The 22372-nt window shown below is 58.2% G+C and carries 23 protein-coding genes; 17 read left to right on the top strand and 6 right to left on the bottom strand.

The annotated features are described in order from the left end of the window. The first annotated feature begins 50 nt into the window (after positions 1-50). Positions 51-1232, top strand: a complete 1182-nt coding sequence (locus PJL69_RS05995; RefSeq protein ID WP_271308827.1) for an FAD-dependent monooxygenase — start codon at positions 51-53, stop codon at positions 1230-1232. Positions 1233-1277: 45 nt separating this feature from the next. Here PJL69_RS05995 and PJL69_RS05990 read toward each other — a convergent pair whose 3' ends face one another. After that, complete coding sequence (locus PJL69_RS05990; protein ID WP_209096481.1) at positions 1278-2135, bottom strand: helix-turn-helix domain-containing protein; 858 nt, start codon at positions 2133-2135, stop codon at positions 1278-1280. 125 nt (positions 2136-2260) lie between these two features. On the opposite strand from PJL69_RS05990, the gene PJL69_RS05985 reads away from it, so the two are divergent. After that, complete coding sequence (locus tag PJL69_RS05985) at positions 2261-2467, top strand: DUF2061 domain-containing protein (RefSeq protein ID WP_209096479.1); 207 nt, start codon at positions 2261-2263, stop codon at positions 2465-2467. Between the two features lie 69 nt (positions 2468-2536). Then, entirely contained in the window at positions 2537-3439 is a 903-nt protein-coding gene (locus tag PJL69_RS05980; RefSeq protein ID WP_271308826.1) for a DMT family transporter, read from the top strand. 1 nt (position 3440) lies between these two features. Here the strand turns inward: PJL69_RS05980 and PJL69_RS05975 are convergent, their stop codons facing one another. Both PJL69_RS05975 and PJL69_RS05970 read right to left on the bottom strand, forming a co-directional pair. Continuing rightward, the gene (locus tag PJL69_RS05975) at positions 3441-4136 is read right to left on the bottom strand and encodes an NUDIX hydrolase (protein WP_271308825.1); all 696 of its coding nucleotides are present in this window, start codon (positions 4134-4136) and stop codon (positions 3441-3443) included. 44 nt (positions 4137-4180) lie between these two features. Continuing rightward, positions 4181-4558, bottom strand: coding sequence for a DUF983 domain-containing protein (locus PJL69_RS05970; protein ID WP_209096473.1), 378 nt, complete (start codon positions 4556-4558; stop codon positions 4181-4183). Positions 4559-4774: 216 nt separating this feature from the next. Here PJL69_RS05970 and PJL69_RS05965 point away from each other — a divergent pair, with 216 nt between their 5' ends. The 4 genes from PJL69_RS05965 (at position 4775) to PJL69_RS05950 (ending at position 6983) form a co-directional block, all read left to right on the top strand. Beyond that, on the top strand, positions 4775-5374 hold the full coding sequence (locus PJL69_RS05965) for an EF-hand domain-containing protein (RefSeq protein ID WP_271308824.1): 600 nt from the start codon (positions 4775-4777) through the stop codon (positions 5372-5374). A gap of 76 nt (positions 5375-5450) precedes the next feature. Then, positions 5451-6035, top strand: a complete 585-nt coding sequence (locus tag PJL69_RS05960; RefSeq protein WP_271308823.1) for an RNA polymerase sigma factor — start codon at positions 5451-5453, stop codon at positions 6033-6035. After that, positions 6028-6435, top strand: coding sequence for a hypothetical protein (locus PJL69_RS05955; RefSeq protein ID WP_271308822.1), 408 nt, complete (start codon positions 6028-6030; stop codon positions 6433-6435). Before PJL69_RS05960 ends, PJL69_RS05955 begins: the two co-directional genes overlap by 8 nt. Further along, the gene (locus PJL69_RS05950; RefSeq protein WP_271308821.1) at positions 6432-6983 is read left to right on the top strand and encodes a periplasmic heavy metal sensor; all 552 of its coding nucleotides are present in this window, start codon (positions 6432-6434) and stop codon (positions 6981-6983) included. The genes PJL69_RS05955 and PJL69_RS05950 overlap by 4 nt, the downstream gene beginning before the upstream one ends. 85 nt (positions 6984-7068) lie before the next feature. On the opposite strand, the gene PJL69_RS05945 is transcribed toward PJL69_RS05950, so the two are convergent. Continuing rightward, complete coding sequence (locus PJL69_RS05945; protein WP_271308820.1) at positions 7069-8499, bottom strand: diguanylate cyclase; 1431 nt, start codon at positions 8497-8499, stop codon at positions 7069-7071. Between the two features lie 83 nt (positions 8500-8582). Here PJL69_RS05945 and PJL69_RS05940 point away from each other — a divergent pair, with 83 nt between their 5' ends. The 6 genes from PJL69_RS05940 to PJL69_RS05915 all read left to right on the top strand — a co-directional run bounded on the left by PJL69_RS05940 (position 8583) and on the right by PJL69_RS05915 (position 14927). Then, positions 8583-8867: a DUF3572 domain-containing protein gene (locus tag PJL69_RS05940; RefSeq protein ID WP_209096459.1), complete on the top strand. Its 285-nt coding sequence runs from the start codon at positions 8583-8585 to the stop codon at positions 8865-8867. Between the two features lie 91 nt (positions 8868-8958). Beyond that, positions 8959-9648, top strand: coding sequence for an HAD family hydrolase (locus PJL69_RS05935; RefSeq protein ID WP_271308992.1), 690 nt, complete (start codon positions 8959-8961; stop codon positions 9646-9648). A 186-nt stretch (positions 9649-9834) separates the two neighbouring features. After that, a complete protein-coding gene (locus tag PJL69_RS05930) occupies positions 9835-11397 on the top strand; it encodes a trimethylamine methyltransferase family protein (protein ID WP_271308819.1) in 1563 nt (520 codons plus the stop codon). Between the two features lie 116 nt (positions 11398-11513). Beyond that, positions 11514-13265, top strand: coding sequence for a DUF4153 domain-containing protein (locus tag PJL69_RS05925; RefSeq protein ID WP_271308818.1), 1752 nt, complete (start codon positions 11514-11516; stop codon positions 13263-13265). Between the two features lie 61 nt (positions 13266-13326). Further along, complete coding sequence (locus PJL69_RS05920) at positions 13327-13914, top strand: heme NO-binding domain-containing protein (RefSeq protein WP_271308817.1); 588 nt, start codon at positions 13327-13329, stop codon at positions 13912-13914. Further along, the gene (locus PJL69_RS05915; RefSeq protein ID WP_333781866.1) at positions 13911-14927 is read left to right on the top strand and encodes a diguanylate cyclase; all 1017 of its coding nucleotides are present in this window, start codon (positions 13911-13913) and stop codon (positions 14925-14927) included. The genes PJL69_RS05920 and PJL69_RS05915 overlap by 4 nt, the downstream gene beginning before the upstream one ends. A gap of 57 nt (positions 14928-14984) precedes the next feature. Here PJL69_RS05915 and PJL69_RS05910 read toward each other — a convergent pair whose 3' ends face one another. Beyond that, on the bottom strand, positions 14985-15890 hold the full coding sequence (locus PJL69_RS05910) for a LysR family transcriptional regulator (protein ID WP_271308816.1): 906 nt from the start codon (positions 15888-15890) through the stop codon (positions 14985-14987). A gap of 160 nt (positions 15891-16050) precedes the next feature. On the opposite strand from PJL69_RS05910, the gene xdhA reads away from it, so the two are divergent. The 4 genes from xdhA to guaD are packed head-to-tail and all read left to right on the top strand — an operon-like array spanning position 16051 to position 22007. Beyond that, positions 16051-17514, top strand: a complete 1464-nt coding sequence (gene xdhA, locus PJL69_RS05905; protein ID WP_271308815.1) for a xanthine dehydrogenase small subunit — start codon at positions 16051-16053, stop codon at positions 17512-17514. A gap of 10 nt (positions 17515-17524) precedes the next feature. After that, the gene (gene xdhB, locus PJL69_RS05900; RefSeq protein WP_271308814.1) at positions 17525-19837 is read left to right on the top strand and encodes a xanthine dehydrogenase molybdopterin binding subunit; all 2313 of its coding nucleotides are present in this window, start codon (positions 17525-17527) and stop codon (positions 19835-19837) included. Then, positions 19834-20676, top strand: coding sequence for a xanthine dehydrogenase accessory protein XdhC (gene xdhC / locus PJL69_RS05895; protein ID WP_271308813.1), 843 nt, complete (start codon positions 19834-19836; stop codon positions 20674-20676). The genes xdhB and xdhC overlap by 4 nt, the downstream gene beginning before the upstream one ends. A gap of 23 nt (positions 20677-20699) precedes the next feature. Then, the gene (gene guaD, locus PJL69_RS05890) at positions 20700-22007 is read left to right on the top strand and encodes a guanine deaminase (protein ID WP_271308812.1); all 1308 of its coding nucleotides are present in this window, start codon (positions 20700-20702) and stop codon (positions 22005-22007) included. Here the strand turns inward: guaD and PJL69_RS05885 are convergent. Then, on the bottom strand, positions 21989-22372 hold the full coding sequence (locus tag PJL69_RS05885) for a DUF1801 domain-containing protein (RefSeq protein WP_271308811.1): 384 nt from the start codon (positions 22370-22372) through the stop codon (positions 21989-21991). The genes guaD and PJL69_RS05885 overlap by 19 nt on opposite strands.

The raw sequence follows: 22372 nt of genomic DNA, 5'->3' as shown, positions 1-22372 counted from the left end.
ACACCGCGCCGGGGCTTTTGCCTCGGCGTTTTTTTGTAGATATGGCGACGATGGATCTGAGTGAACAGAAAGTTTGCGTCATTGGCGCTGGTATTGGTGGACTGACAGCTGCGCTGGCTTTGCGGCAGCTGGGCGCACGGGTCTGTGTGCTGGAGCAGGCAGAGGCAATCAAGGAAGTGGGCGCCGGCCTACAGGTCAGCCCCAATGGTTTGGCGGTTTTGCGTGGGCTTGGTTTGGCGAGCCATCTTGAGGCGCGCTCGGTGAAGGCACAGGCTGTTGAGTTGCGGGATTATGCCGCTGGACGACTGGTTGCCCATCTTGATCTTGGATTGATCAAAGCGGGAACGCCTTATCATTTTGTGCATCGTGCGGATTTGATTGATCTGCTGGCACAGGCTGTGCGGGCGGCGGGGATCAAAATACTTTTGCTGCAGAACGTGGAGACAGTTCATCCAGGTCGCGACAGTGAGCGGGCGCGGGTGGTGATGTCCAACGGCTCAGAAATGCGCGCCGATCTTGTTATTGGCGGGGATGGTCTGCATTCGCGGTTGCGGGGGGTGTTGAATGGCACGGTTGCGCCGTTTTTCACGCGACAGGTCGCCTGGCGGGCCATTGTTCCCAACACCATGCGTCATGGCAATTTGGTGCAGGTCCATATGGGGCCGCATCGGCATTTGGTGAGCTATCCTTTGCGCGGTGGCACGATGGTGAATTTGGTTGCCGTGCAGGAGCAGGCAGGCTGGGCCGAAGAGGGCTGGCATCACACCGATGATCCGCAAAACCTGCGCCGTGTTTTTAACGACTTTGGAGGCGATGCGCGCGCATTGCTTGGTGAAGTCACAGAGGTCAGCCGGTGGGGGCTGTTCCGTCACCCTGTGGCGCCGGTTTGGCATCAGGGAAACTGCGCCATTCTGGGTGATGCGGCGCATCCCACTTTGCCGTTTATGGCGCAGGGGGCTTCTATGGCGATGGAAGATGCCTGGGTCCTAAGAGATGCGCTTGAGCGCGCGGGCACCCTTTCTGAGGGGCTAGCGGCCTATCAAACGCGCCGAGAGGAGCGTGTCAAACGGGTGGTGGATGCCGCCAGCAAGAACGCCTGGAAGTATCACCTGGCCAACCCAGTCGTGCGCTCGGCCGCGCATATGGGCATGCGATTGGCGACCACCTTTGCGCCCAAAAAACTGGTGGGGCAGTTTGATTGGATTTACAGTCACGATGTGACGAAGCCATAGGCGTTTTAGACAAGTCTGTTGCGCGCTCTATGACGGTATCTTGCCCTATAAATCGGATCTGAGCTGTTCGATGTACGCCGGAATTTCGCGTGCTGTGACATCTGCCTGGCGCACGAGATTGTCAAAATGCTCTGTAAACGAGGTCACGCGCTCGGTGTCTCGGAACGCAAGATAGTTGCGCCCGAGATAAAGGACGGCAAGCAAGGGCCCAAAAACAGTGATCGGGCTGGAGTAAAGGCGGCGGGCGTCGAAAAGATAGAGGCGCATGCGCGGATAGAGTTGCGCAGACAGGGTCGCGAAATGATCAAGCTGTCGTGCGCGTGTTTCTGTGGGAAGGCCACGATAGTAGCCCTCGCCGCGGGCAAAGGATTCCATGTCGTGCCGCGGCAGCGCGATTTCATAGTCTGATTGGGCCGCACGCATCAGGTTCAGCCGGTCACGGGATGCGTTGATCGCTTGTTCTGTGGTGCGGCCAAGATGCGGGGAGTACTCCCAACTCAGCATGTCGTCGGTTTTGAGCATGTCAGGCAATGCTGCGGGCACATGGCGAATTTTGTAGCCTGCCGCCTCCTGATGCCATGCAAAAATCTGTTCATCCACAAGTGCACGGGGCGCTTTGGTGACCGTGAGGGCGTTTGCCAGAATATCGGCGGTGTTTTCCGGGCGATCTGTGAGCGAAAGGAGCCAATCAGCCGACACTCCGAGTGCAGCCGCGCATTCGCCCACAACCTGCGCATTTGGCAATCGGGCGCCGTCGTCATTGAGCAATTGGCTGATGGTGGAGCGATCCACGCCGATGGCGCGCGCGAGCGCTGCCTGTGACATCGCGCTGGTCTGCATGGCGGTGGCAAGCCGTTGGCGGAAGCGGTTGGCGCGGAGACGTTTGTCGATATTTTCGATCATAAGTTGATTATTATCACTAATGACGATTTTTGTTAATCATATTCGGAATTATGAAACGCAGCGCCTCAGGGTAAGTGTCAGTCATGCTCACGAAAGCGTGAGGGACGACCAGAAGGATATGAAGCATGGCAACAGAAACCCCGAAACGCTCGATTGTGAAAGCAGTGATCTGGAACGTGATTGGCCTGGCTTCAATGGCATTGGTCGGGCTTTTGGCCACGGGATCATTGGCGTTGGGGGGCAAGCTTGCGTTGATCAACACCGGGGTCGGGCTGTGCTGTTACGTCATCTACGAACGCGTCTGGGCGCGGGTCCACTGGGGGCGACTGTAGCGGGAGTGGGTGCGTTATGGGGACAGCTTGGGCGTGACAAGCGCATCTAAGCCGTGCATCTAGAGCGGCATGGAATTTTGGATCATTGCCTCTCTCGCCGCCGCTGCGTTTCAGACCGTTCGGTTCATGCTGCAGAAACATCTCGCGCAGGTGAAACTTTCCGCGGCTGGAGCAACCTTTGCGCGGTTTGTCTATTCGGCGCCGATTGCAGGTGCGATTTTGGCAACGCTGGTGGCTTTGGGCCAAATACAGCTGCCAAAGCTGGCGTTGCCGTTCTGGGGCTATGGCATTGTTGGCGGAGCGGCACAGATCACGGCGACGGTGTGTACCGTGATGTTGTTTGGGCGACGCAACTTTGCCGTCGGCATGGCGTTTATCAAAACCGAAGTGCTGTTGACCGTGTTGATTGGCATTCTGGTGCTGGGAGAGGCGGTTTCACCGCTGGGGATGCTGGCGATTTCGATTGGCGTCGCGGGGGTATTGGTGCTGTCAGGCCCGATTGAGGCAAATCAGCAAGGCTGGCGATGGGTGCTGAGCCCTTCGGCGGCGCTTGGGCTGCTTGCAGGGGCTTTGTTTGGCATTTCGGCTGTTTGTTACCGTGGTGCGTCACTTGAGGTGCCGCTAGAGGCGCCGATGCAGCGCGCCTTGGTGACATTGGCAGCGGTGACAGCGATGCAGATGGTCGGGATGTGGCTGTGGCTAAAGTTGCGTGAGCCGGGCGAAGTTCGCAGGGTGCTGAGTGCATGGCGGACTGCCGGGTTCATTGGCTTGACCAGCATGGCTGGCACGTTCTGCTGGTTCACGGCCTTCACGCTGCAAAACGCAGCTTATGTAAAGACAGTGGGGCAGATCGAGCTGGTGTTTGGCATTCTGGGTACGGTGCTGATTTTCCGCGAAACCATCAGCAAGCGCGAATATTTTGGTATGGCGCTTTTGGCGGCTTCGATTGTTGGCCTGATTCTGCTCGCCTGATTTAACGATCCTGTTCGCGGCCGTGCAGCTGCATGAACAGGCTGGCCTCGTCGTTGTTCTTAAAGAAAGGCACAGAGGTCGGGGGATTGCGATCTGTCACGCGCGCCTCGATTTCGGCGAGCACCACTTCGGTGATGAAAGGCAGATCAAACGCGCGCACCTCGCTGAGCGGAATCCACTGAAGATGGGACAGCTCTTCGCAGGCGGCGGAGAAATCATCCAGATCCGTGGCAATCTCATCCGCGTCCAACAGAAAGAAGCGCGCATCAAATCGGCGTGGACGGCCCGGAGGTGTGATGGCGCGGAAGACAAATTGCAGCGCTTCAGCGGTGGGGATGTGGCCGGTGGCGGCGAAGCTTTCCCAATCCGGAGCCGGGCGGGCGGACCAGACATTCTTTTGACCGAGGATCAGGCCGGTTTCTTCCCAGAGTTCGCGGATTGCCGCGACACATAGGCTGTGGGTCAAATCCTGCGGGCTGTCCTGGCGCAGTCGGGTGGCACAAAACTCCGAGATCGGCGTTGCCAATGCGATGTCGGCGTCGCCAGAATCAACAGCGCCGCCTGGAAACACCACTTTGTTTGGCATGAAGGCGGCTTTGGCCCCGCGCTGTCCCATGAGGATGCGCGGGTTTGTGTCGCGATCACGCAGAACAATCACTGTCGCGGCATTCCGGATGGCGGCTTTGTCTTCGGTCACTGGCGGATGCTCCCCTCATGCATCAAGGGATCTGAGCCGGATGTTTAGAATCCGTGCATGCGTCGCGCCCATTGAAACGCAACAACTGCCCCCTTCAGTCTTGGCAGAAGGTAGAGGGACAGCGCCACCGAGCCAACCGCAAAAATTGTAAACAGGATCAGAGGTTCCGGGCGCCAATGCACAAATACCACATGCAGCAATGGCGCCATCAAGTGGCCTACAATCAGAATGGTCAGATAGGCGGGGCCATCATCGGCGCGATGGTGATGGAACTCTTGTTTGCACACCGGGCAATGATCGCGCACCTTGAGATAGCCTTTCAGAATGGGGCCATCGCCGCAATTTGGGCATTTCCGCCGAAAGCCGCGCAGCAGTGCTGGCTTTAAGGGTCTGTCTTCCAGTGCCGCTGTTGTTTCACTCATCACATGTCCTCGCGTTCGATCCGCCCAAAATGAGGTGCGTTGCGCGCAGATTAAAGAGGGCAAAGTGCCTTGCGGCGCGATGTCGCAAAGCGCGCGGTTTCAAGGACGCAAAAAAAAACTTGAAACCCAAGCGACGGAAACCTGTGGGTGGTACGTTCTATCAGCACCAAACAGGCAATGAGCCAGCTTGGACGGAGCCGAAAAGGAGTGACCAAGATGAAGAGCAAATTGATGATCAGCGCAGTTGTGATTGCAGCCCTGGGCGTGACCGCCGTGGGGGCCTCTGCCAAAGAAGGTGGCAAACACCGCCATCACCGAGGCCACCATATGCCTGCGTTTGAGCAGTTGGATACCAACGGCGACGGTGTGGTCACGCGCGCAGAGCTGGAAGCTCAGGCGCAGGCGCGTTTTGAAGGATTGGATGCCAATGATGATGATCTGATCTCGCGCGATGAGCTGCGCGCGCAGGCAGAGGCTGCGGGCCAGGATCGCAAGCTCAAGGGGCTGGACCGGATGTTTGATCGCATGGATGCCAATGGCGATGGCCAGCTGTCGGCCGAAGAAATGAAGCCCAAAGAAGATCGTATCGGCAAAATGCTGGAGCGTTTGGACAGCGATGGTGATGGTCAGATCAGCAAGGCAGAATATGACGCGATGAAAGACAAACGCGCCGCGCATAAGGCTGAGCGCAAGGCAAAGATGTTCAAGGCGCTCGATACCGATGGTGACGGTAGCATCAGTCAGGAAGAATGGGATGCGGCCAAAGAGGCGCGTGGCGGCATGAAGAAAGGCGTTCCCGCGACAGACGAAAACTGATCCGGTAACGGCCCGCTGCGCAAGGTGTCATTCAGGCAATTGCGCAGCACCGGCGGAGCGGTTAGCCCTTGAGACAATGACAATGCCATACGATCAACAGGATGAGATGCCCGATGATGCTTTGTTGGTGCTTTATGCCAATGGAGATGGGGCTGCTGCGCGCATTTTGACACTGCGGCTGACCCCGCGTGCGTTTGCGCAGGCGTTTCGCATGTTGAGTGACAGAGCTGAGGCCGAGGATGTGGCGCAAGAGGCGATGATCCGTCTTTTCAAGCAAGCGCCTGAGTGGCGGCAAGGGGAGGCCAAAGTCACGACGTGGCTTTATCGCGTTGTGTCCAATCTGTGTACCGATCGGCTGCGCAAGACACGCGGTGTGGCGCTCGATGCGGTGCCGGAGCCGGAAGATGAGGCGAAATCGGCGGCACAGCAGATGCAGGATCAGGCGCGCAACGATGCCCTGCAGCACGCCCTGAACACTTTGCCAGAACGTCAACGTATGGCAGTGGTGTTGCGCCATATAGAAGGGTTGGGCAATCCTGAAATTGCCGACATCATGGAGATCAGCGTGGAGGCAGTGGAAAGCCTGACTTCGCGCGGCAAACGAACGCTGGCCAAGGCATTGGCCAGCCAGCGCGAGGCACTGGGGTATACCGATGGCTGATAAGTTTGACGATGACATGTTTGATGATGCAGCGCTGGAGGATCTGTTTGCCTCTGCCAAGAGTGATGCGCGCATGGATCCATCCGCAGAGCTGTTGGCGCGTGTGCTTGAAAGCGCGGAGACACTTCAGGCTGAGCAGCGGGGCGCACAACAGAGCGCCGATGTGGCACCGCGTGCAGAAGGAGGCTTGTTCCATGCTGTATTGCAGGCGCTGGGCGGATGGCCTTCTGTCAGTGGTGTTGCAATTGCTGGCGCGGCGGGCGTGTGGATTGGCGTGTCTTCAGGAACCGCCTTGATGCAGAATACATTGGGGCTCGATCTTTATGGCCAGAGCGCACAAACATACCTCTCTGATTTGGACGTGAGCTACGCCTTGTCGCTGGGCGTGGAGGAAGAATGATGACACAAGACAACGGTGCACCTGAAACCCCGAATGTGGGTTCGCCAAAATCCCGAAAACGCCTTGTGGGGCGGGTGTTGTTGATTGGATCTCTCACACTGAATGTTGTGATCCTTGGTCTGGTTGGCGGTGCAGTATTCAGCTTCAAAAAACACGACGGACCATCGCCGGTTGGTGACCGATTTACCGCACCCTTTGTGCGGGCGCTGAGCCATGAGGACAAACGCGAAGTCGGGCGCGAGATCCGTCGCGGTTTTCGGTCGGCCTCCGTGGATCGACGGGCGGATGATGTGCTGTATCTCGACGTGCTGGACCTGCTGCGCGAGACCCCGTTTGATGCGCCTGCGATGAAGGCGACGATGGAGACGCTGGATCAGACGGGCATCAATCGCCGCGAGATCGCGCGCGAGAGCTATCTGAAACGTATTTCCAGCATGAGCGATACAGAGCGCGCAGCCTATGCAGATCGGCTGGAAGAGGAGCTGAAGCGCGGCCACAAAGGTGGACATCGCGATGGCAAATCAAAGAAAAAGCACAAGTCAGAGTGAGTTGGCGACACACCGCTCAAAGTCTTCACAATTGCCCGATGCGGCACGCCCGACAGTGGGCGCGCAAGCCGTGGTAGACTGTACATCACGCTGCGGGGCAGCTGAGAGTGACTTTGTCACGTCCTTCAGCTTTGGCGCCATAGAGGGCCTGATCGGCGCGATCGATCAATGCAGAGGCGATGCCATCATTTGCGGCAACGCGTAGGTGTGACGTGGGCGCCGCATCACTGGAGGCCTTGATCAGATCACTGCCGAGAGCCACGCCAATGCTGACGGTGACCGGAATTTGGATATCTCTGCCACGCAGGTAGACGGGCTCAGAGCGCACCACATCACACAGACGTTGGGCGATTTGCTCTGCTGCGGCCACATCTTCTACAGGAACAACGATCATAAACTCTTCGCCGCCCATGCGCGCAATCAAATCCGCTTGTGACAGGCAGCGGCGCATCCGGCGGGCAATTTCTGCCAGAACGATGTCGCCCGCTGCGTGACCAAACCGGTCATTGACGCCCTTGAAGTGATCGAGATCGGCCAGCATCACCGCGAAATCGCCTCTTTGAGTGTGCGCACGCTGCGCGAGTTTGTTCAGGTGCGGCATCGCATAGCGGCGATTGAACAGGCCGGTGAGCGGGTCAGTTACTGCCGCGGTCAACCCGTCTTCCACGCGCTTGCGCAGACGATCGGTCAGGCGTTTGCGCGCAATCATTGCAGCCAGGCGCAGGCTGGCCTCTTCTGCGTCAAAGCCATCAATCAGAACGTCATTGGCGCCGAGGTCAAGCGCGTTGATCCGTGCCGCATCGTCCTCTGCATCCAGTACAACCAGAACAGCTGCCTGCCGCGTGGTGGCCCGCGCCCGCACTTCTGCAAGCAGGCGCAGTGACTCGTCTGGCGTGGCGGTGCGCAATGAGATGACGATTGCGTCCGGAGGCGCAAAGAGTGACATGTTCTGCATGATTTGAGCCACTGGCTGATGGCGCACACCGTATGGCACTTCGTGTTGCAGCTGCGCACTCCACAACAGCCCTTCGGCAGCGTTCCAGGATGCAAGCAAAACCTGTGCGGGGCCGTCAAAACCAGCAAAGGACTCCGCCAGCCCGGGAATCTGACTTGTCTGCTCGCGCAGGCGCAATTCTTCGTAAGAGCTGCGCGCGCGAATGATGCTGCGAATGCGCGCAAGCAGGGCATCCGTGCTGACGGACATATCAAATGCGTCATCCGCCCCGGCCCTGAGCGCCTCAATACGATCCGTGCGCGTGCCTTCTGTATTTGCGATCAAGATTGGCAGATGGGCAAAGGCTGGATCTTCTTTCACCAGCTTGCACAGCTTCAGCGCAGACATGTCTACAAGATCTCCGCCCAGTACCAACAGGTCTGGTGTTTCTGCGTGAAGCAGATCCAAAGCTTCCCCTGCGCTGGCGGATTGCTCAACATGAGCGAAGGCGCCAGTCAGTTTGACTTTCAACAAGATACGGTTCGCCGAGATGCTGTCGACGATCAAGACATGAGCTGCCATAAGAAAACCTGAAAACTGTGGAAACGGGACGCGTTCATAATGGCTTATCATTGGTTAACAAACCCTTTCGAAAGTCTGGGCAAATGAGACTTTCTCAAGAAGTGGCGGAAACCGTTGCAATTAAGGCTTTGGGTTGGTTGGTGACCCAAGATGAGGTGGTTGGCGTCTTTATGGGGGCTACGGGTGCCTCTGTTGAGGATCTGAGAGCGCGGGCGGGTGATTCTGATTTCCTCGGCTCGGTGCTGGAGTTCTTAACAATGGACGACGCTTGGGTGGTTTCATTTTGTGATGCCAATGAGCTCGCCTATGACGTGCCTCTGATGGCTGCCAATATGCTTTTGGGTGAGGCGCGGGCGCATTGGACCTAGGTGTTTTTGTTTTCCTTGCACGCTTGGGGCCGGCGGGGCAGGGTGCGTGCGACATGGGGCGGGCCCCAATGACTTCAGCAAAGGCGAGATGATGCGGGTAGACGGGCTACTGTTTGATAAAGACGGCACGCTGTTTGATTTTGGGGCAACCTGGAACGGGTGGGCTGCGCAAATGATCACAGGGTTTGCCGAGGGAGACGATGGTCTGGCCGCGCGCATTGCGGAGGCTTTGCAGTTTGATCTGAGCGCATGTGTTTTTCTACCAGAGAGCTTTGTGATTGCAGGCACCAATCGCGAGGCGGCTGAGGCTGTCGCCAGCGTTGTGCCGCAGAGCGATGTGGATGCGATTGAACGCACCCTGATGCTGGCGGCGGCGGAAGCCTCGTTGGCACCGGCGGTGCCTTTGGTGCCTTTGATGGATGGATTTATCGCGCAGGGGCTCAAAATCGGCGTGATGACGAACGACACGGAATATGGCGCGCGGGCCCATTTGCAAGAGGCCGGGGTTGTGGACCGGTTTCACTTCATCGCGGGGTTTGACAGTGGGTATGGCGCCAAACCTGATCCGGATCCGCTGTTGGCGTTTGCGCAACATGTCTCTCTTGATCCGGCGCGTATCGCGATGGTGGGAGACAGCAGCCATGATTTGCTGGCCGGGCGCCGGGCAGGCATGCAGACGGTTGCGGTTTTGACGGGGGTTGCAGGGGAAGCTGAGCTTGCACCTTTGGCGGATGTCGTGCTGCCCAATATTGGCCATTTGCCGGAGTGGTTGCGCGGCTGATCCCAGCCGGGACCATCGGAATACTCCGTCTGATACCCCCGTGCCGTTTGCGCTCGGGGGTATTTTTATGCGCTAAAACCAGCCTGAGCATGGAAGTCGCGCGCTAAAAGCGACGTATTATGTCGAAAATGCGCAGCATGATGCTGGGAGGAAGCGTTTTCTGGTGAGACAGCGAGGAGGGGCGTCATGTCAGTGTCATCAGAAACTTCCCGGAGAGCCAAACGGAGTGGGGGCCGTGCAGCCCGCAGAGGGCGCACAGTGGGGCTAGAGCAGATGTCGTGGCGGTTGCCTGTGAACACCGACAGACCGACAGAGCCATTGACCGAGGAGGGTGTTGCGCGGCTGCATGATGGTGCGATGCGCATTCTGGAAGAGATTGGCATTCAGTTCTTTCATGCCGAGGCGTGCAAGATCTTGAAAGAAGCGGGCTGTCGTGTGGTTGAAGATCGCATTTTTATGGATCGCACGTTTGTCATGGAGATGGTCAGCAAAGCGCCTTCAAGCTGGACCTTGACCCCGCGCAACCCGGACCGCCAGTTGACCATGGGGAAGGGCCATATTCTGTTTGGCAATGTTTCCAGCCCGCCAAATTATTGGGATCTGGCACTGGGGCGGAAGGTTCCGGGCACGCGTGCGCAATGTGCAGACCTTCTGCGGCTGTCGCAGTTTTTCAACTGTATCCACTTCATTGGCGGCTACCCGGTTGAGCCGCAGGACATTCACGCTTCCATCCGCCATCTGGATGTCCTGTATGACATGCTGACCCTGACAGATAAGGTTGTGCACACCTATTCGTTGGGCAAAGAACGTGTGGAAGACGCTATGGAAATGGTGCGGATCGCGGCGGGGCTGTCTGAGGAAGCTTTCGACGCGCGACCGCACATCTTTACCAATATCAATTCCACTTCGCCGCTTAAACATGATGAACCGATGATTGATGGCTGGATGCGGCTGGCGCGGCGCAATCAGGCGCTGGTGGTGACGCCGTTCACGCTTGCGGGGGCCATGGCCCCGGTGACGCTGGCCGGCGCGGTGGCGCAGTCGTTGGCTGAGGCCCTGAGCGCTGTGGCACTCGCACAATATATCCGTCCTGGTGTTGCCTGTGCAATTGGCACTTTTACTTCCAATGTTGATATGAAGTCTGGTGCCCCTGCCTTTGGGACACCGGAGTATATGCGTGCGACACAAATGACCGGGCAAATGGCGCGGTTCTATGGTCTTCCCATGCGCGCGAGCGGGGTCTGCGCGGCGAATGTGCCAGATGGCCAGGCCATGTGGGAGACCTCCAACAGTTTGTGGAGTGCTGTGCAGTCCGGCACGAATATGGTGTATCACGGCGCGGGCTGGCTTGAGGGGGGGCTGATCGCAAGTCCGGAGAAGTTTGTCATGGATTGCGAGGTTATCCAGATGATCCAGCGCTATTTGGAGCCGGAGGTCTGGGCAACTGGGGATGACGAAATCGCGCTTGATGCTATTCGATCGGTGGGCTCGGACGGACACTTTTTTGGGATTGACCACACACAAGACCGCTATACGACAGCGTTCTATCAGCCCATTGCATCTGACTGGCGCAACTTTGAGGCTTTTGAGGCCGCAGGCGCTGTCTGGACTGCTGAGCGCGCCCATCACATTGCCAAAGAAGCCCTTGGTCAATATGAGGCGCCGCCGATGGATCCCGCCATCCGCGAAGAGCTGGCGGTATTTGTGGCGCGGCGCAAAGAAGAAGGCGGCGCACCAACCGATTTCTGAGCAGTGTGGGCGAAGTTTTGCGCATCTTGCGCTCACGTCAAGGTCACGGTTTCAAGACATTGTTTTTTATCACCAACCGGCTATAGAAAACATCATAAGTGATACTGGAGGTGAGCATGCACACGCAGGAAAGCTACGCGGCTGCGGGGCGTGCAGAGATGGCGATCGTTGGCGGTTTGGCCGGTGTGTCCATCTGGGCGTTGATCGAAAAAGCGCATGAGGTTGTCAGCCATCCGCTGGCCTATTTGGCGCTGACTGGATTTGTCTCTGGTTTTTTTGCTGTTTTGCTTGGATTGAGCGGACCACATCGCATCGGGCGCGCAGCGTTGCCGGCGCTTGGGTTGTCAGCTGTAGCCGCGGCATTGCTGACATGGTGCGGGCTGAGGTTTGACACGCTTGAGGCATTTGCCGCTGCCCAGCACCCAATTGTGGCTTGGGCGCTTTTTCTGATGATTGGAACGCCGTTTGTTGGGGCCACGCTTCGCGACCATCACAGCCTGCGGGACTATGGCCATCTCTTTGATGTGAGTTGGGGCATATTGGTGCGTTACTCGGCAGCGTGGCTGTTTGTGGCGTTGATTTGGGCGGTTGTGTTTCTGAGCGATGCGCTGTTGCAAATTGTTGGTCTGACGCTGATTGCGGACCTACTTGACGTTGAGGTGGCCGCATTTGTGGTATCGGGCGTTGGCTTGGGGCTTGGCCTTTCAGTGGTACATGAGCTGCGCGACTACATTTCGCCCTTCCTGATCATGCGCCTGTTGCGGCTTTTGGTGCCCGTGATTTTTGGGGTGGTGCTGATCTTTGTCGGCGCTGCGATTTTGCAGGCTCCGGGGGAAATGTTTGGCAATCTGAGCCAGGCGACCACGCTTTTGGGGGTGGCTGTTGGCATGATCACCTTGATCAGCGTTGCGTTGGATCGCAGTGATCTGGATGCGGTGCAGAATGTCTGGATGCGGGCGGCAACGGCTGCTTTGGCGCTTTTGTTGCCTGTGTTGATCGGTTTGGCGGCCTTTGCGCTGTGGGTGCGGGTTGGGCAATATGGCTGGACGCCTGCGCGCTTGGCGACGGCCTGTATGGTGCTGGTCGTGGGGACACATGCGGTTTGCTATGCGGCCTCCGTTTTGCTGCGCGGCGATTGGATGGGGCGCATTCGTCAAGCCAACATCAAGATCGCCGTTGGCATGCTCATTTTGTTGGCGCTTTGGCAGACGCCGGTGCTGCAGGCGGAGCGTATTTCGACCCAGTCGCAGACTGCGCGTATTATTTCGGGTGCTGTTGCGCCAGAGGATGCCGCGCTGTGGGAAATGCAGACGGATTGGGGGCATGCTGGGCGTGCTGGGCTGGTCGCGTTGAGCGCGGATTTCGCGACAGATATCCCCGCATGGCAAGAGGCGATTGCGGCGGTGCAACATCCGGAGGAACATCCGGATATCGCAAGACAATTAAATGGGCGCGCGCGTCTGGAGCCTGCAGAAAAACTGGCGCAGCTGATGACGGTGCTCCCCGCGGGCGAAGGTATTGACGCGCAGGCGTTCCGTAACATTCCACTGTATCGCCTTCAGGATTGGGTCGATATTTGTGAACGGGCACAAGACCCTGGGTGTGTTTTGGTTTTCGGCGATTTCGTTCCGTCCCAAAAAGAGAGAATGGGTTTTGTCTTTTTGCCTTTGAATACGCGGCAGGTGGATGTGTTTAGCGTGCGTGAGTTTGGTGAAGTACTCTCTATAGGTGCAAAAACCACCGGTTCAGATGGGGATCAGGTGACCGTCGCGCAACTGAGGCATATACTGGCGGGTGACTATGAGGTGGCGCCTAGTAGCCATCGCTCGCTTTGGATTGGGGCAATGGAACTTGTGCCCGACCTTTGAGAGCGTTGGGGAAATCTTAACATCGGTCTGCTCTTATGAGCACGGCAGGAGAGGTGAATACATGCACGGGTTGATCAACAGAGCGATTCAATGCTTTGTCCGCGACAGCTATGGGCAGCCGCGCTGGATCGAAGTGACTCGTCTTGCCGGTGTGGAAACCACCGATTTCGAAGCCATGCTGCACTATGATGACAGCGCGACGGAAAACTTGATCAAAGCCGCTGCCGACGTGATCGGAGCCCCCTGGGAAACCGTGCTTGAAGACATTGGTACCTATCTTGTGACCCATCCGAATGTGGAAGCGCTTCGGCGCCTCTTGCGATTTGGTGGGGTGGACTTTGTTGAATTCCTGCATTCCCTGGATGAGTTGCCCGATCGCGCCAGATTGGCGGTTGATGATCTGGTCCTGCCGAGCATGGAAGTGCGCGAACATGCGCCTGATCGTTTTAGCCTGACCTGTCGCCACTCTCAGGCGGGTTTTGGACATGTGTTGATTGGCATCCTGCGCACCATGGCAGATGATTATGGGGCGCTTGTGTTTTTGGAGCACAGAGGGACAAATGGGGATACCGAGGTGATCGACATCACTTTGGTTGTAAACGCCTTTGCAAGCGGGCGAGAGTTTGAGTTGGGGGCGCGAGCCGAGTGAGTGAGATTGATCAAGTTTGTGACATGACAGATGCGTTGGACGTGATGTGCCCGATGCATGTTCAACTCGACAATATGGGGCGTATTTCTCATGCCGGGCCAACGTTGACCAAGATTTTTCCGGATCAGGAGCTTGTCGGTGGGCGCTTTCTGGAAGTGTTCGAACTGATGCGTCCGCATTCGGTGACGTCGATGGATTGTTTGCTTGAGACTGCAGGCCAGAAGCTTCGGCTCAAAAAACGAAGTGCACCGGAAACGGGCTTGAAAGGTGTGCTGACGCCTGTTGGGCAAGGTGGCGCGGTTGTGAATCTGAGTTTCGGGATCTCGATCTTGGATGCGGTGCGCGACTATTCCTTGAACGCAGCAGATTTTGCCGCGACGGATTTGACCATTGAGATGCTCTATCTTGTGGAAGCTAAATCTGCGGCCATGGAAGCCAGTCGAAAGCTGAACCAACGCCTGCAGGGTGCCAAAGTCGCAGCAGAAGAGCAGGCCTATACCGACACGTTGACCGGTTTGAAAAACCGCCGTGCCCTTGACGTGATCCTGCCGCGTCTTGTTGAAGAGTGTAAGCCTTTCGGGCTTTTGCATGTCGACTTGGATTTCTTCAAAGAAGTTAATGACACCAAAGGCCATGCTGCTGGGGACGTGGTTTTGCAACACGTCGCGCGGGTGCTGGTGGAAAGCAGCCGGGACGCAGATGTTGTGGCACGTGTGGGCGGCGATGAATTTGTGCTGGTGATCAATGGCACCATCAACGAAGAGGTGCTGGGCCGGATTTGTCAGCGCATCATCAAAGAGGTGGAAACACCGGTGCCTTACAAAGATACGATGTGTCAGGTTTCAGCCAGTGTCGGCATTTCCATTCACAGAGGCGAAGGCGAGGCGACTGTTGAGCAGTTGATGGATGACGCAGATATTGCGCTTTATGCTTCCAAGCACAACGGACGCTCGACATATACACTTTATAAGCCTGAGCTGCGTGAAAAAGGCCCGCTCGCGGTGGGCTCTTAAGGCTCGTTTCACCACGCAAACCGCCTTTCTGCCGAATCAGCAGGCTCTGTTTGCTTGCTAAAGTTCTGACATGCGGGCCCTGATTTCGGTGGCGATGTAGTCTACAAACAGCCTGACTTTGGGGTCTTGCAGTTTGCGGTGGGGGTACAAGCATCCAAAAGCCGCGGGCAGGGGCGGTGTTGCGGACAAGACCTCGACCAAAGCGCCGCTGGCCAATTCGGCAGCCACATCAAAGCGGGGTTTGTTGGCGATACCTGCGCCTTCAAGCGCCCATTGGGTCAGCACATCGCCATCATCTGCGTCAAACCGACCTTTGGCCTCAATTTTCAGCGGTCCAGTAGGAGTTTGTAGGGTCCAGAAATACTCAGGAGACCGGGGAAACCGCAGAAGCAGACAGTTGTGATCGGTGATCAAGTCTTGAGGCGTTTGCGGGGTGCCTGCGCGGGCCAGATAGTCGGGGGATGCCACCAACACACGCTCGCAATCCGCAATTTTGCGCAGCTTGAGATTGCTGTCTTTGAGCTCTCCCAACACAAATGCGACATCGAGCCCGTCTTCAAACATGTCGACCTTGCGGTCAGACAGGCGCAGGCGGACGTCCACATTGGGGTGTTGATCTGTGAAAGAGGGGATCAACGGCGCAACGACGCGCCGGCCCACGCCAAGAGGGGCGGTGACGCGAATGGTGCCACGCGGCGTGTCAGAGAAACCCGCGACCACTGCCTCCGCCTCGTCCAGCGTTTCGATGACTTTTCGCGCGTGATCGTAAAACACCTGCCCAACTTCCGTGGGGGAGAGATTGCGGGTGGTACGATTGAACAGGCGCACGCCAAGGCGAGACTCCAGCTCTTTGATGCGATTGGATGCCACTGCAGGGGTGAGGCGCAGGTCACGCCCGCCGGAGGTGATAGAACCGAGTTCCACCACGCGAACAAAAACGCGCAGGCTTTCCAGATATGGCATGGGGTGATCCCTTAATTCTGCGCGGTTTATTGGCGAATTGGCGATGATTTTCAACAATTCATTGAAATAGATTTGCCAAAACCCCCATTTCATTGAAGGCGCGGAGACAGGTAGAGTATCCTGTGGCCACAAATGTGCCGACTCCCAGCAAGAGGTCAGGATGCAGCACCGCAGCGAGATACGCTTTTTACTCAATGGCCGTCAGGTCCTCCTTTCTGATGTGGGAGCGGATGACACGCTTCTGGATTTTTTGCGGATTGATCAGCGCCTTACGGGCAGCAAAGAAGGCTGTGCGGAGGGCGATTGTGGCGCCTGCACCGTGATGGTCGGGCGGCTGACACCGCAGGGGCTGCACTATGAGACAGTGAATGCCTGTATTCGCTTTCTGGCAACGCTGGATGGTTGTCACGTGGTGACCATTGAATATCTCGGCGGTCCCAACGGGCGTTTGTCGCCGGTTCAGCAGGCCATGGTGGAGCATCATGGCAGCCAATGTGGCTTTTGCACACCGGGGATTGTGATGTCGCTTTACGCGCTGTGGATGGCGCATGAACACCCGACGGTGAAGCAAGTGGAAACCGCGCTGCAGGGCAACCTGTGCCGCTGCACCGGCTATGCGCCGATCATTCGGGCTGCGCAGGCGGTGACGGAATACGGCACAGCTTCCGCCGAACACCTGGCGACGGAACGTGAGGCGGTGGCCGTGAAACTGACAGCGCTGAAAGATGGTGCGCGGGTGGAAGTGGGCAAAGGCGAGAGCCGCGCGATCCTGCCTGCGAACGTGGATGATCTGGCCGCTGTTCTGGCCGCTGAACCGGAGGCGACCATTGTGGCAGGCTCCACCGATGTGGGGCTTTGGGTGACCAAGTTTCTCAAACGCATTTCGCCTGCGGTTTTCATTGGCCATTTGGACGGACTTAAGGAAATCGCCGTGACGGAAGGTGCGGTCACGCTTGGCGCCGGGGTAACTTATACCGAGGCGCAGGATGTGATTGCGCAGCACTATCCGCATCTGGTTGACTACTGGGATCGTATCGCTGGTTGGCAGGTGCGTAATATGGGCACGATTGGCGGCAATATCGCCAACGGCAGCCCGATTGGGGACACGCCGCCGGTGCTGATTGCGCTGGGCGCGTCGATCACCTTGCGTAAGGGCGATGTACGGCGGGATCTGCCACTGGAAGCGTTTTTCCTCGAATATGGCAAGCAGGACCGCGCCGCTGGTGAGTTTGTGGAGAGCATCACCATTCCGCGCCTTCCTGCCGCGCGTGATGGGGCGCATCATGCGGCCTACAAGATTTCCAAGCGGCGCGAGGAAGATATCTCCTCTGTGGCGGTTGGGATGAATGTTGCCGTTGAAAATGGTATCATCACCCAAGCGGTGCTGGCCTTTGGCGGCATGGCGGCCACGCCCAAACGGGCAGCGGCGGCAGAGGTGGCTTTGGTTGGCCAGCCTTGGAGTGAGGCCAGCTTTTTGGCGGCGGCGGCGAAACTGCCGGAGGATTTCCAGCCGCTCAGCGATATGCGTGCAACAGCGGATTACCGGATGAAAGTGGCGCAGAACCTGTTCCGCCGGTTCTGGTTGGAGCAGCAGGGCGAAGATGCCCGCCTGGCGAGCGCGTGAGGAGAGAACGATGAAACAGACTGTCTCTATCCGTGGTTCGGCGCACACCGACCTTATTCATGATAGCGCGATCAAGCATGTCGCTGGTGGGGCGGATTACTGTGATGACATCGCAGAGCCTGTGGGCACGTTACACGCCTATTTTGGCACGGCAAAAGTGGCCCACGCGAAAATTGTCTCGATGGATCTGAGCGCGGTGCGCGCGTCCCCCGGTGTGGTGGATGTGCTGACCGCTGAGGATGTGCCGGGCGTGAATGATGTGAGCCCCACGGGGCGGCATGATGAGCCGCTCTTTGCCACCGAAAAGGTCGAGTTCTGGGGGCAGGTGCTTTTTGCCGTGGTGGCCGAAAGCCGCGACATTGCCCGCCGCGCGGTGGAGCTTGCGCAGATTGAATATGCACCGCTGGATCACGTGATTGAAGCGGATGAGGCGGTGGCCAAAGGCTATCCGCATGTGACCGATCCGATGATCCTGCAGCGCGGGGATGTGGCCGAGGGGCAGGCGGGTGCGGCCCATCGCATCACGGGGCAGATGCGTATTGGCGGGCAGGATCACATGTATCTGGAAGGCCATATTGCCTTTGCCATGCCGGGTGAAGATGACGATGTGATTGTGCATTCCTCCACCCAGCATCCCAGTGAGGCGCAGCATATGGTGGCGCATGTTCTTGGCGTGCCCAACAATGCTGTGGTGGTAAACGTGCGACGCATGGGCGGCGGGTTTGGCGGCAAGGAAAGCCAGATGAACCAGTTTGCCGCCGTGGCCGCGCTGGCCGCAAAGAAGTGGAACCGTGCGGTAAAAATCCGCCCTGACCGTGATCAGGATATGGAAAGCACCGGCAAGCGCCATGATTTTGTCGTGGACTATGACGTGGCCTTTGATGATGCGGGCCGGATTGAGGCGGTGGACAATGTCTTTGCCGCGCGCTGTGGCTGGACCTCTGATCTATCCGGTCCGGTGACGGATCGGGCGCTGTTCCACGCGGACAACGCTTACTTCTATCCTCATGTGAAGCTGCAAAGCCGCCCGATGAAGACCAATACGGTCTCCAACACCGCGTTTCGCGGCTTTGGCGGGCCTCAGGGTGTGGTTGCGGCGGAACGGATGATCGAGGAGATCGCCTATAAGCTTGGCAAAGACCCTCTGGAGGTGCGCAAGGCGAATTTCTACGGCACCACGGATCGCAATGTGACGCCCTATCACCAGACGGTGGAGGACAATGTCATGCCGCGTCTGGTGGAGGAGCTGGAGCAGAGTTCCGACTATCAGGCGCGTCGCGCAGCGGTGCTGGCGCATAACGCCAAAGGTGGGATCATCCGCAAGGGGATCTCGCTGACGCCGGTGAAATTCGGGATCAGCTTTACCGCCACCTGGTACAATCAAGCTGGTGCGCTGGTGCATATCTATAATGACGGCTCCATCATGCTGAACCATGGCGGCACCGAGATGGGGCAGGGGCTGAACACCAAGATTGCGCAGGTGGTGGCCGAGGCGTTTCAGGTGGATATTGATCACATCAAGATCACCAAGACCACCACGGAAAAAGTGCCGAACACCTCTGCCACAGCGGCGAGCTCGGGCACGGATCTGAACGGTATGGCGGCGCTGAATGCCTGTGAGCAGATCAAGGAGCGGCTGATCCGCTGGGCCTGTGATCACTTCAATGTCGAGGCGCTGTTGGTGCATTTTGCGCCAAATGAGGTGCATGTCGGTGATCAGGTGTTCACCTTTGGGGAGTTCATCAAACAGGCCTATATGGCGCGGGTGCAGCTTTGGGCGGCGGGGTTTTACAAAACGCCGAAGATCCACTGGGACCGTGAAAAAGGGCAGGGACGCCCGTTTTATTATTATGCTTACGGTGCGGCGGTGGCCGAGGTTTCGGTGGACACGCTGACCGGCGAGTACACCGTGGATCGCGCCGATGTGCTGCATGATGTAGGCAAGTCGCTGAACCCTGTACTGGACAAGGGGCAGGTTGAGGGTGCCTTTGTGCAGGGCATGGGCTGGCTCACCACCGAGGAGCTTTGGTGGGATCAGAAAGGCCAACTAAAGACCCATGCGCCAAGCACCTACAAGATCCCGCTGGCGGGGGACATTCCGCGCGAATTCAACGTCAATCTGGCGGATTGGTCCGAAAACCGGGAGCTGACCATCAAACGCTCCAAAGCGGTGGGCGAGCCGCCGTTTATGTTGCCGATCTGTGTGTTTGAAGCCTTGGGCATGGCGGTGGCCTCGGTGGCGGACTACGCCGAATGCCCACGTCTGGATGCGCCGGCAACGCCCGAGCGTGTGCTGATGGCGGTGGAGCGGATGCGCGGATGAAAGCGGCAGACCTCATAGCGTTTCTGGACCGCGAACCCGCGGTGATGCGGGTGGAGATCACCCGCGTGCGGGGCAGTTCGCCCCGCGAAGAAGGCGCTGTGATGTTTGTCGCGCCCCAAGCCATGACCGGCACCATTGGGGGCGGGCAGCTTGAATATATGGCGCTGGATGAGGCCCGCAAACTGTTGCGCCTTGGCGCGGAGACCGGCCACATGGATGTGCCGCTGGGGCCGGAGATCGGCCAGTGCTGCGGCGGGCGCGTGGAGCTGACACTGACCATGATGGATACGGCCGCGCGCGCAGAGGCGGTGGCAGAAGTCACACGCTCTGAGGCGGCGCTGCCCCATGTTTATGTCTTTGGCGCGGGCCATGTCGGGCGTGCCTTAGCGGATCAGTTTCAGCATTTGCCCGTGCGCTGTATGCTGGTGGACAGCCGCGCAGAGGAACTTGACATGGCAGGTGCTTCTGTTGAAAAGCGCCTGACCGCATTGCCGGAAGCCGAGGTGCGCAGCGCGCCTCAAGGCAGCGCGTTCATCGTTCTGACGCATGACCACGCTTTGGATTTTCTGCTGACATCTGAAGCGCTTGCAAAAGGAAGTGCATGTTGGGTGGGGATGATTGGATCGGCCACCAAACGTGCGAAATTTGAGAGTTTTGCCCGCACGCATTGTGAGGGGCAAAGCACGGAAACACTGAATTGCCCCATCGGGATGGTCCCGGGGGTGCGCGGTAGCCGCGACAAGCGGCCGTCCGTGATTGCAGCCCTCGTTGTGGCAGATGTGATCGCGGCATTGACCTCTGAACCTGCCGCAGAACCGGTTGCCTCACCCACCATGTGAGGCGGCCTTAGAGAGGTCAAAGAATGGTGCAAAAACTGTTGCGCGGACGCGTGTTGAACTTTGTGGCGGAGCCGCAGGGCGCTGAAGATCTGGCGAGCTTCCAGTATCTTGAGGACGGTGCGGTTCTGATCGAGGATGGCCGGATCATCGCCATGGGAGAACACGCCGATGTGGCGGCCAAGGCGCAGGGTGCAGAGGTGGTGGATCACCATCCGTATCTGCTGATGCCGGGGTTCATTGATATGCATCTGCATTTCCCGCAGGTTCAGGTGATCGCCAGCTGGGGCTCCCAGCTGCTGGATTGGCTGAACACCTACACATTCCCCGCCGAGCTGGGCTTTGCGGATGCCAACCATGCGGCGCGGATGGCGGCAGCGTTTTACGACCAGCTGACCGGTCATGGCACCACAACGGCGATGGCGTTTTGCTCCGTGCATGAAACCTCCGCTGAGGCTTTCTTTGCCGAGGCCTCGCGGCGCGACATGTGCATGATTGGCGGCAAAACCATGATGGACCGCAATGCACCTGACGGGCTGAAGGACACCGCGCAGGCGGGGTATGATGCGACCAAGCGGCTGATAGCCAAATGGCATGGCACAGGCCGCGCGCGGTATGCCATCACGCCACGGTTTGCGATCACCTCGACCCCTGAACAATTGCAGGCGTCTGGTGCCCTGGTGGCAGAGCATCCGGACTGTTTTGTGCAGACGCATCTGAGTGAAAACAAAGCCGAGATCGCCTTCACCAAGGAGCTTTATCCGGACGCGCGGGATTATCTGGATGTTTATCAGAGGGCCGGTTTGGTGACCGATAAGCTGTTTCTGGGCCATGCGATCCACTTGGAACCACGTGAGATCGACGTGCTGGCAGACACCGGGGCGCATCCGGTGTTCTGCCCGACCTCCAACCTGTTTCTCGGCTCCGGCCTGTTTGATCAGGGAGGGCTGAAGACGCGGGGCATTCAGAGCGGGATCGCCACCGATATTGGTGCGGGCACGAGCTATTCGATGCTGCAGACGCTGAATGAGGGCTACAAGGTTTTGCAGCTTCAGGGGCAGGCGTTGCATCCCTATCAGGCGTTTCACTGGATCACGCGCGGCAATGCGCAGACGCTTGGCATGGCGGAGGAGATTGGCACGCTGGATGTAGGCAGCGCAGCGGATGTTGTGGTGCTTGATGCGCGGGCGACCTCTGCCATGGCGCTGCGGATGGAGGCCGCAGAAACGCTGGCAGAAGAGCTGTTTGTTCTGATGATGATGGGCGATGACCGCGCGGTGGCCCAGACCTATGTGGCAGGGGCGGCGCAGAAGGCTCAGGTTTTGGCGGCGTGATAGGTGAAGGCCATGACGGCCATCTGGTGCAGGGCATCTTCGGGCAAGCTTGACGCAAGCGGGAGATGCACGGCGCGGGTGCCGTCATAGGTGAAGTGCGCACCATACATATGACGCCAGCTTTCCACCAGAGTGGTCTGACAATGCACAAGAAAAGCGCAATGGTCCGGGAACTTCTCGGACCATGACAGGCGTACGGGGGTGCCCAGTTTGCGGGGCGGCGCAAAGCTCGGCTGCCCCCATTTCAGGCTCTCACTGAGCGGGATGTTTTCCGCCTGTGACGCGCCATGCAGCACCGCACGCATCGCAGTGAGCTGGGCGCGTGGGGCTTCGGGAAGCGCGGCGAAATAGGCGTCAACAGACAT

Origin of the sequence: Shimia sp. MMG029, assembly GCF_027947445.1 — a bacterium.
Classification (GTDB): domain Bacteria; phylum Pseudomonadota; class Alphaproteobacteria; order Rhodobacterales; family Rhodobacteraceae; genus Shimia.
Note: the sequence above shows the minus strand (reverse complement) of the source record. Positions and strands in the feature narration are given on the sequence as shown.

What these genes read in the sequence shown, in the direction of transcription:
- PJL69_RS05995 (WP_271308827.1), top strand. Translation starts at nt 51, where the DNA reads ATGGATCTGAGTGAACAGAAAGTTTGCGTCATTGGCGCTGGTATTGGT.
- PJL69_RS05990 (WP_209096481.1), bottom strand. Translation starts at nt 2,135, where the DNA reads ATGATCGAAAATATCGACAAACGTCTCCGCGCCAACCGCTTCCGCCAA.
- PJL69_RS05985 (WP_209096479.1), top strand. Translation starts at nt 2,261, where the DNA reads ATGGCAACAGAAACCCCGAAACGCTCGATTGTGAAAGCAGTGATCTGG.
- PJL69_RS05980 (WP_271308826.1), top strand. Translation starts at nt 2,537, where the DNA reads ATGGAATTTTGGATCATTGCCTCTCTCGCCGCCGCTGCGTTTCAGACC.
- PJL69_RS05970 (WP_209096473.1), bottom strand. Translation starts at nt 4,558, where the DNA reads ATGAGTGAAACAACAGCGGCACTGGAAGACAGACCCTTAAAGCCAGCA.
- PJL69_RS05965 (WP_271308824.1), top strand. Translation starts at nt 4,775, where the DNA reads ATGAAGAGCAAATTGATGATCAGCGCAGTTGTGATTGCAGCCCTGGGC.
- PJL69_RS05960 (WP_271308823.1), top strand. Translation starts at nt 5,451, where the DNA reads ATGACAATGCCATACGATCAACAGGATGAGATGCCCGATGATGCTTTG.
- PJL69_RS05955 (WP_271308822.1), top strand. Translation starts at nt 6,028, where the DNA reads ATGGCTGATAAGTTTGACGATGACATGTTTGATGATGCAGCGCTGGAG.
- PJL69_RS05950 (WP_271308821.1), top strand. Translation starts at nt 6,432, where the DNA reads ATGATGACACAAGACAACGGTGCACCTGAAACCCCGAATGTGGGTTCG.
- PJL69_RS05945 (WP_271308820.1), bottom strand. Translation starts at nt 8,499, where the DNA reads ATGGCAGCTCATGTCTTGATCGTCGACAGCATCTCGGCGAACCGTATC.
- PJL69_RS05940 (WP_209096459.1), top strand. Translation starts at nt 8,583, where the DNA reads ATGAGACTTTCTCAAGAAGTGGCGGAAACCGTTGCAATTAAGGCTTTG.
- PJL69_RS05935 (WP_271308992.1), top strand. Translation starts at nt 8,959, where the DNA reads ATGCGGGTAGACGGGCTACTGTTTGATAAAGACGGCACGCTGTTTGAT.
- PJL69_RS05930 (WP_271308819.1), top strand. Translation starts at nt 9,835, where the DNA reads ATGTCAGTGTCATCAGAAACTTCCCGGAGAGCCAAACGGAGTGGGGGC.
- PJL69_RS05925 (WP_271308818.1), top strand. Translation starts at nt 11,514, where the DNA reads ATGCACACGCAGGAAAGCTACGCGGCTGCGGGGCGTGCAGAGATGGCG.
- PJL69_RS05920 (WP_271308817.1), top strand. Translation starts at nt 13,327, where the DNA reads ATGCACGGGTTGATCAACAGAGCGATTCAATGCTTTGTCCGCGACAGC.
- PJL69_RS05910 (WP_271308816.1), bottom strand. Translation starts at nt 15,890, where the DNA reads ATGCCATATCTGGAAAGCCTGCGCGTTTTTGTTCGCGTGGTGGAACTC.
- xdhA (WP_271308815.1), top strand. Translation starts at nt 16,051, where the DNA reads ATGCAGCACCGCAGCGAGATACGCTTTTTACTCAATGGCCGTCAGGTC.
- xdhB (WP_271308814.1), top strand. Translation starts at nt 17,525, where the DNA reads ATGAAACAGACTGTCTCTATCCGTGGTTCGGCGCACACCGACCTTATT.
- xdhC (WP_271308813.1), top strand. Translation starts at nt 19,834, where the DNA reads ATGAAAGCGGCAGACCTCATAGCGTTTCTGGACCGCGAACCCGCGGTG.
- guaD (WP_271308812.1), top strand. Translation starts at nt 20,700, where the DNA reads ATGGTGCAAAAACTGTTGCGCGGACGCGTGTTGAACTTTGTGGCGGAG.
- PJL69_RS05885 (WP_271308811.1), bottom strand. Translation starts at nt 22,372, where the DNA reads ATGTCTGTTGACGCCTATTTCGCCGCGCTTCCCGAAGCCCCACGCGCC.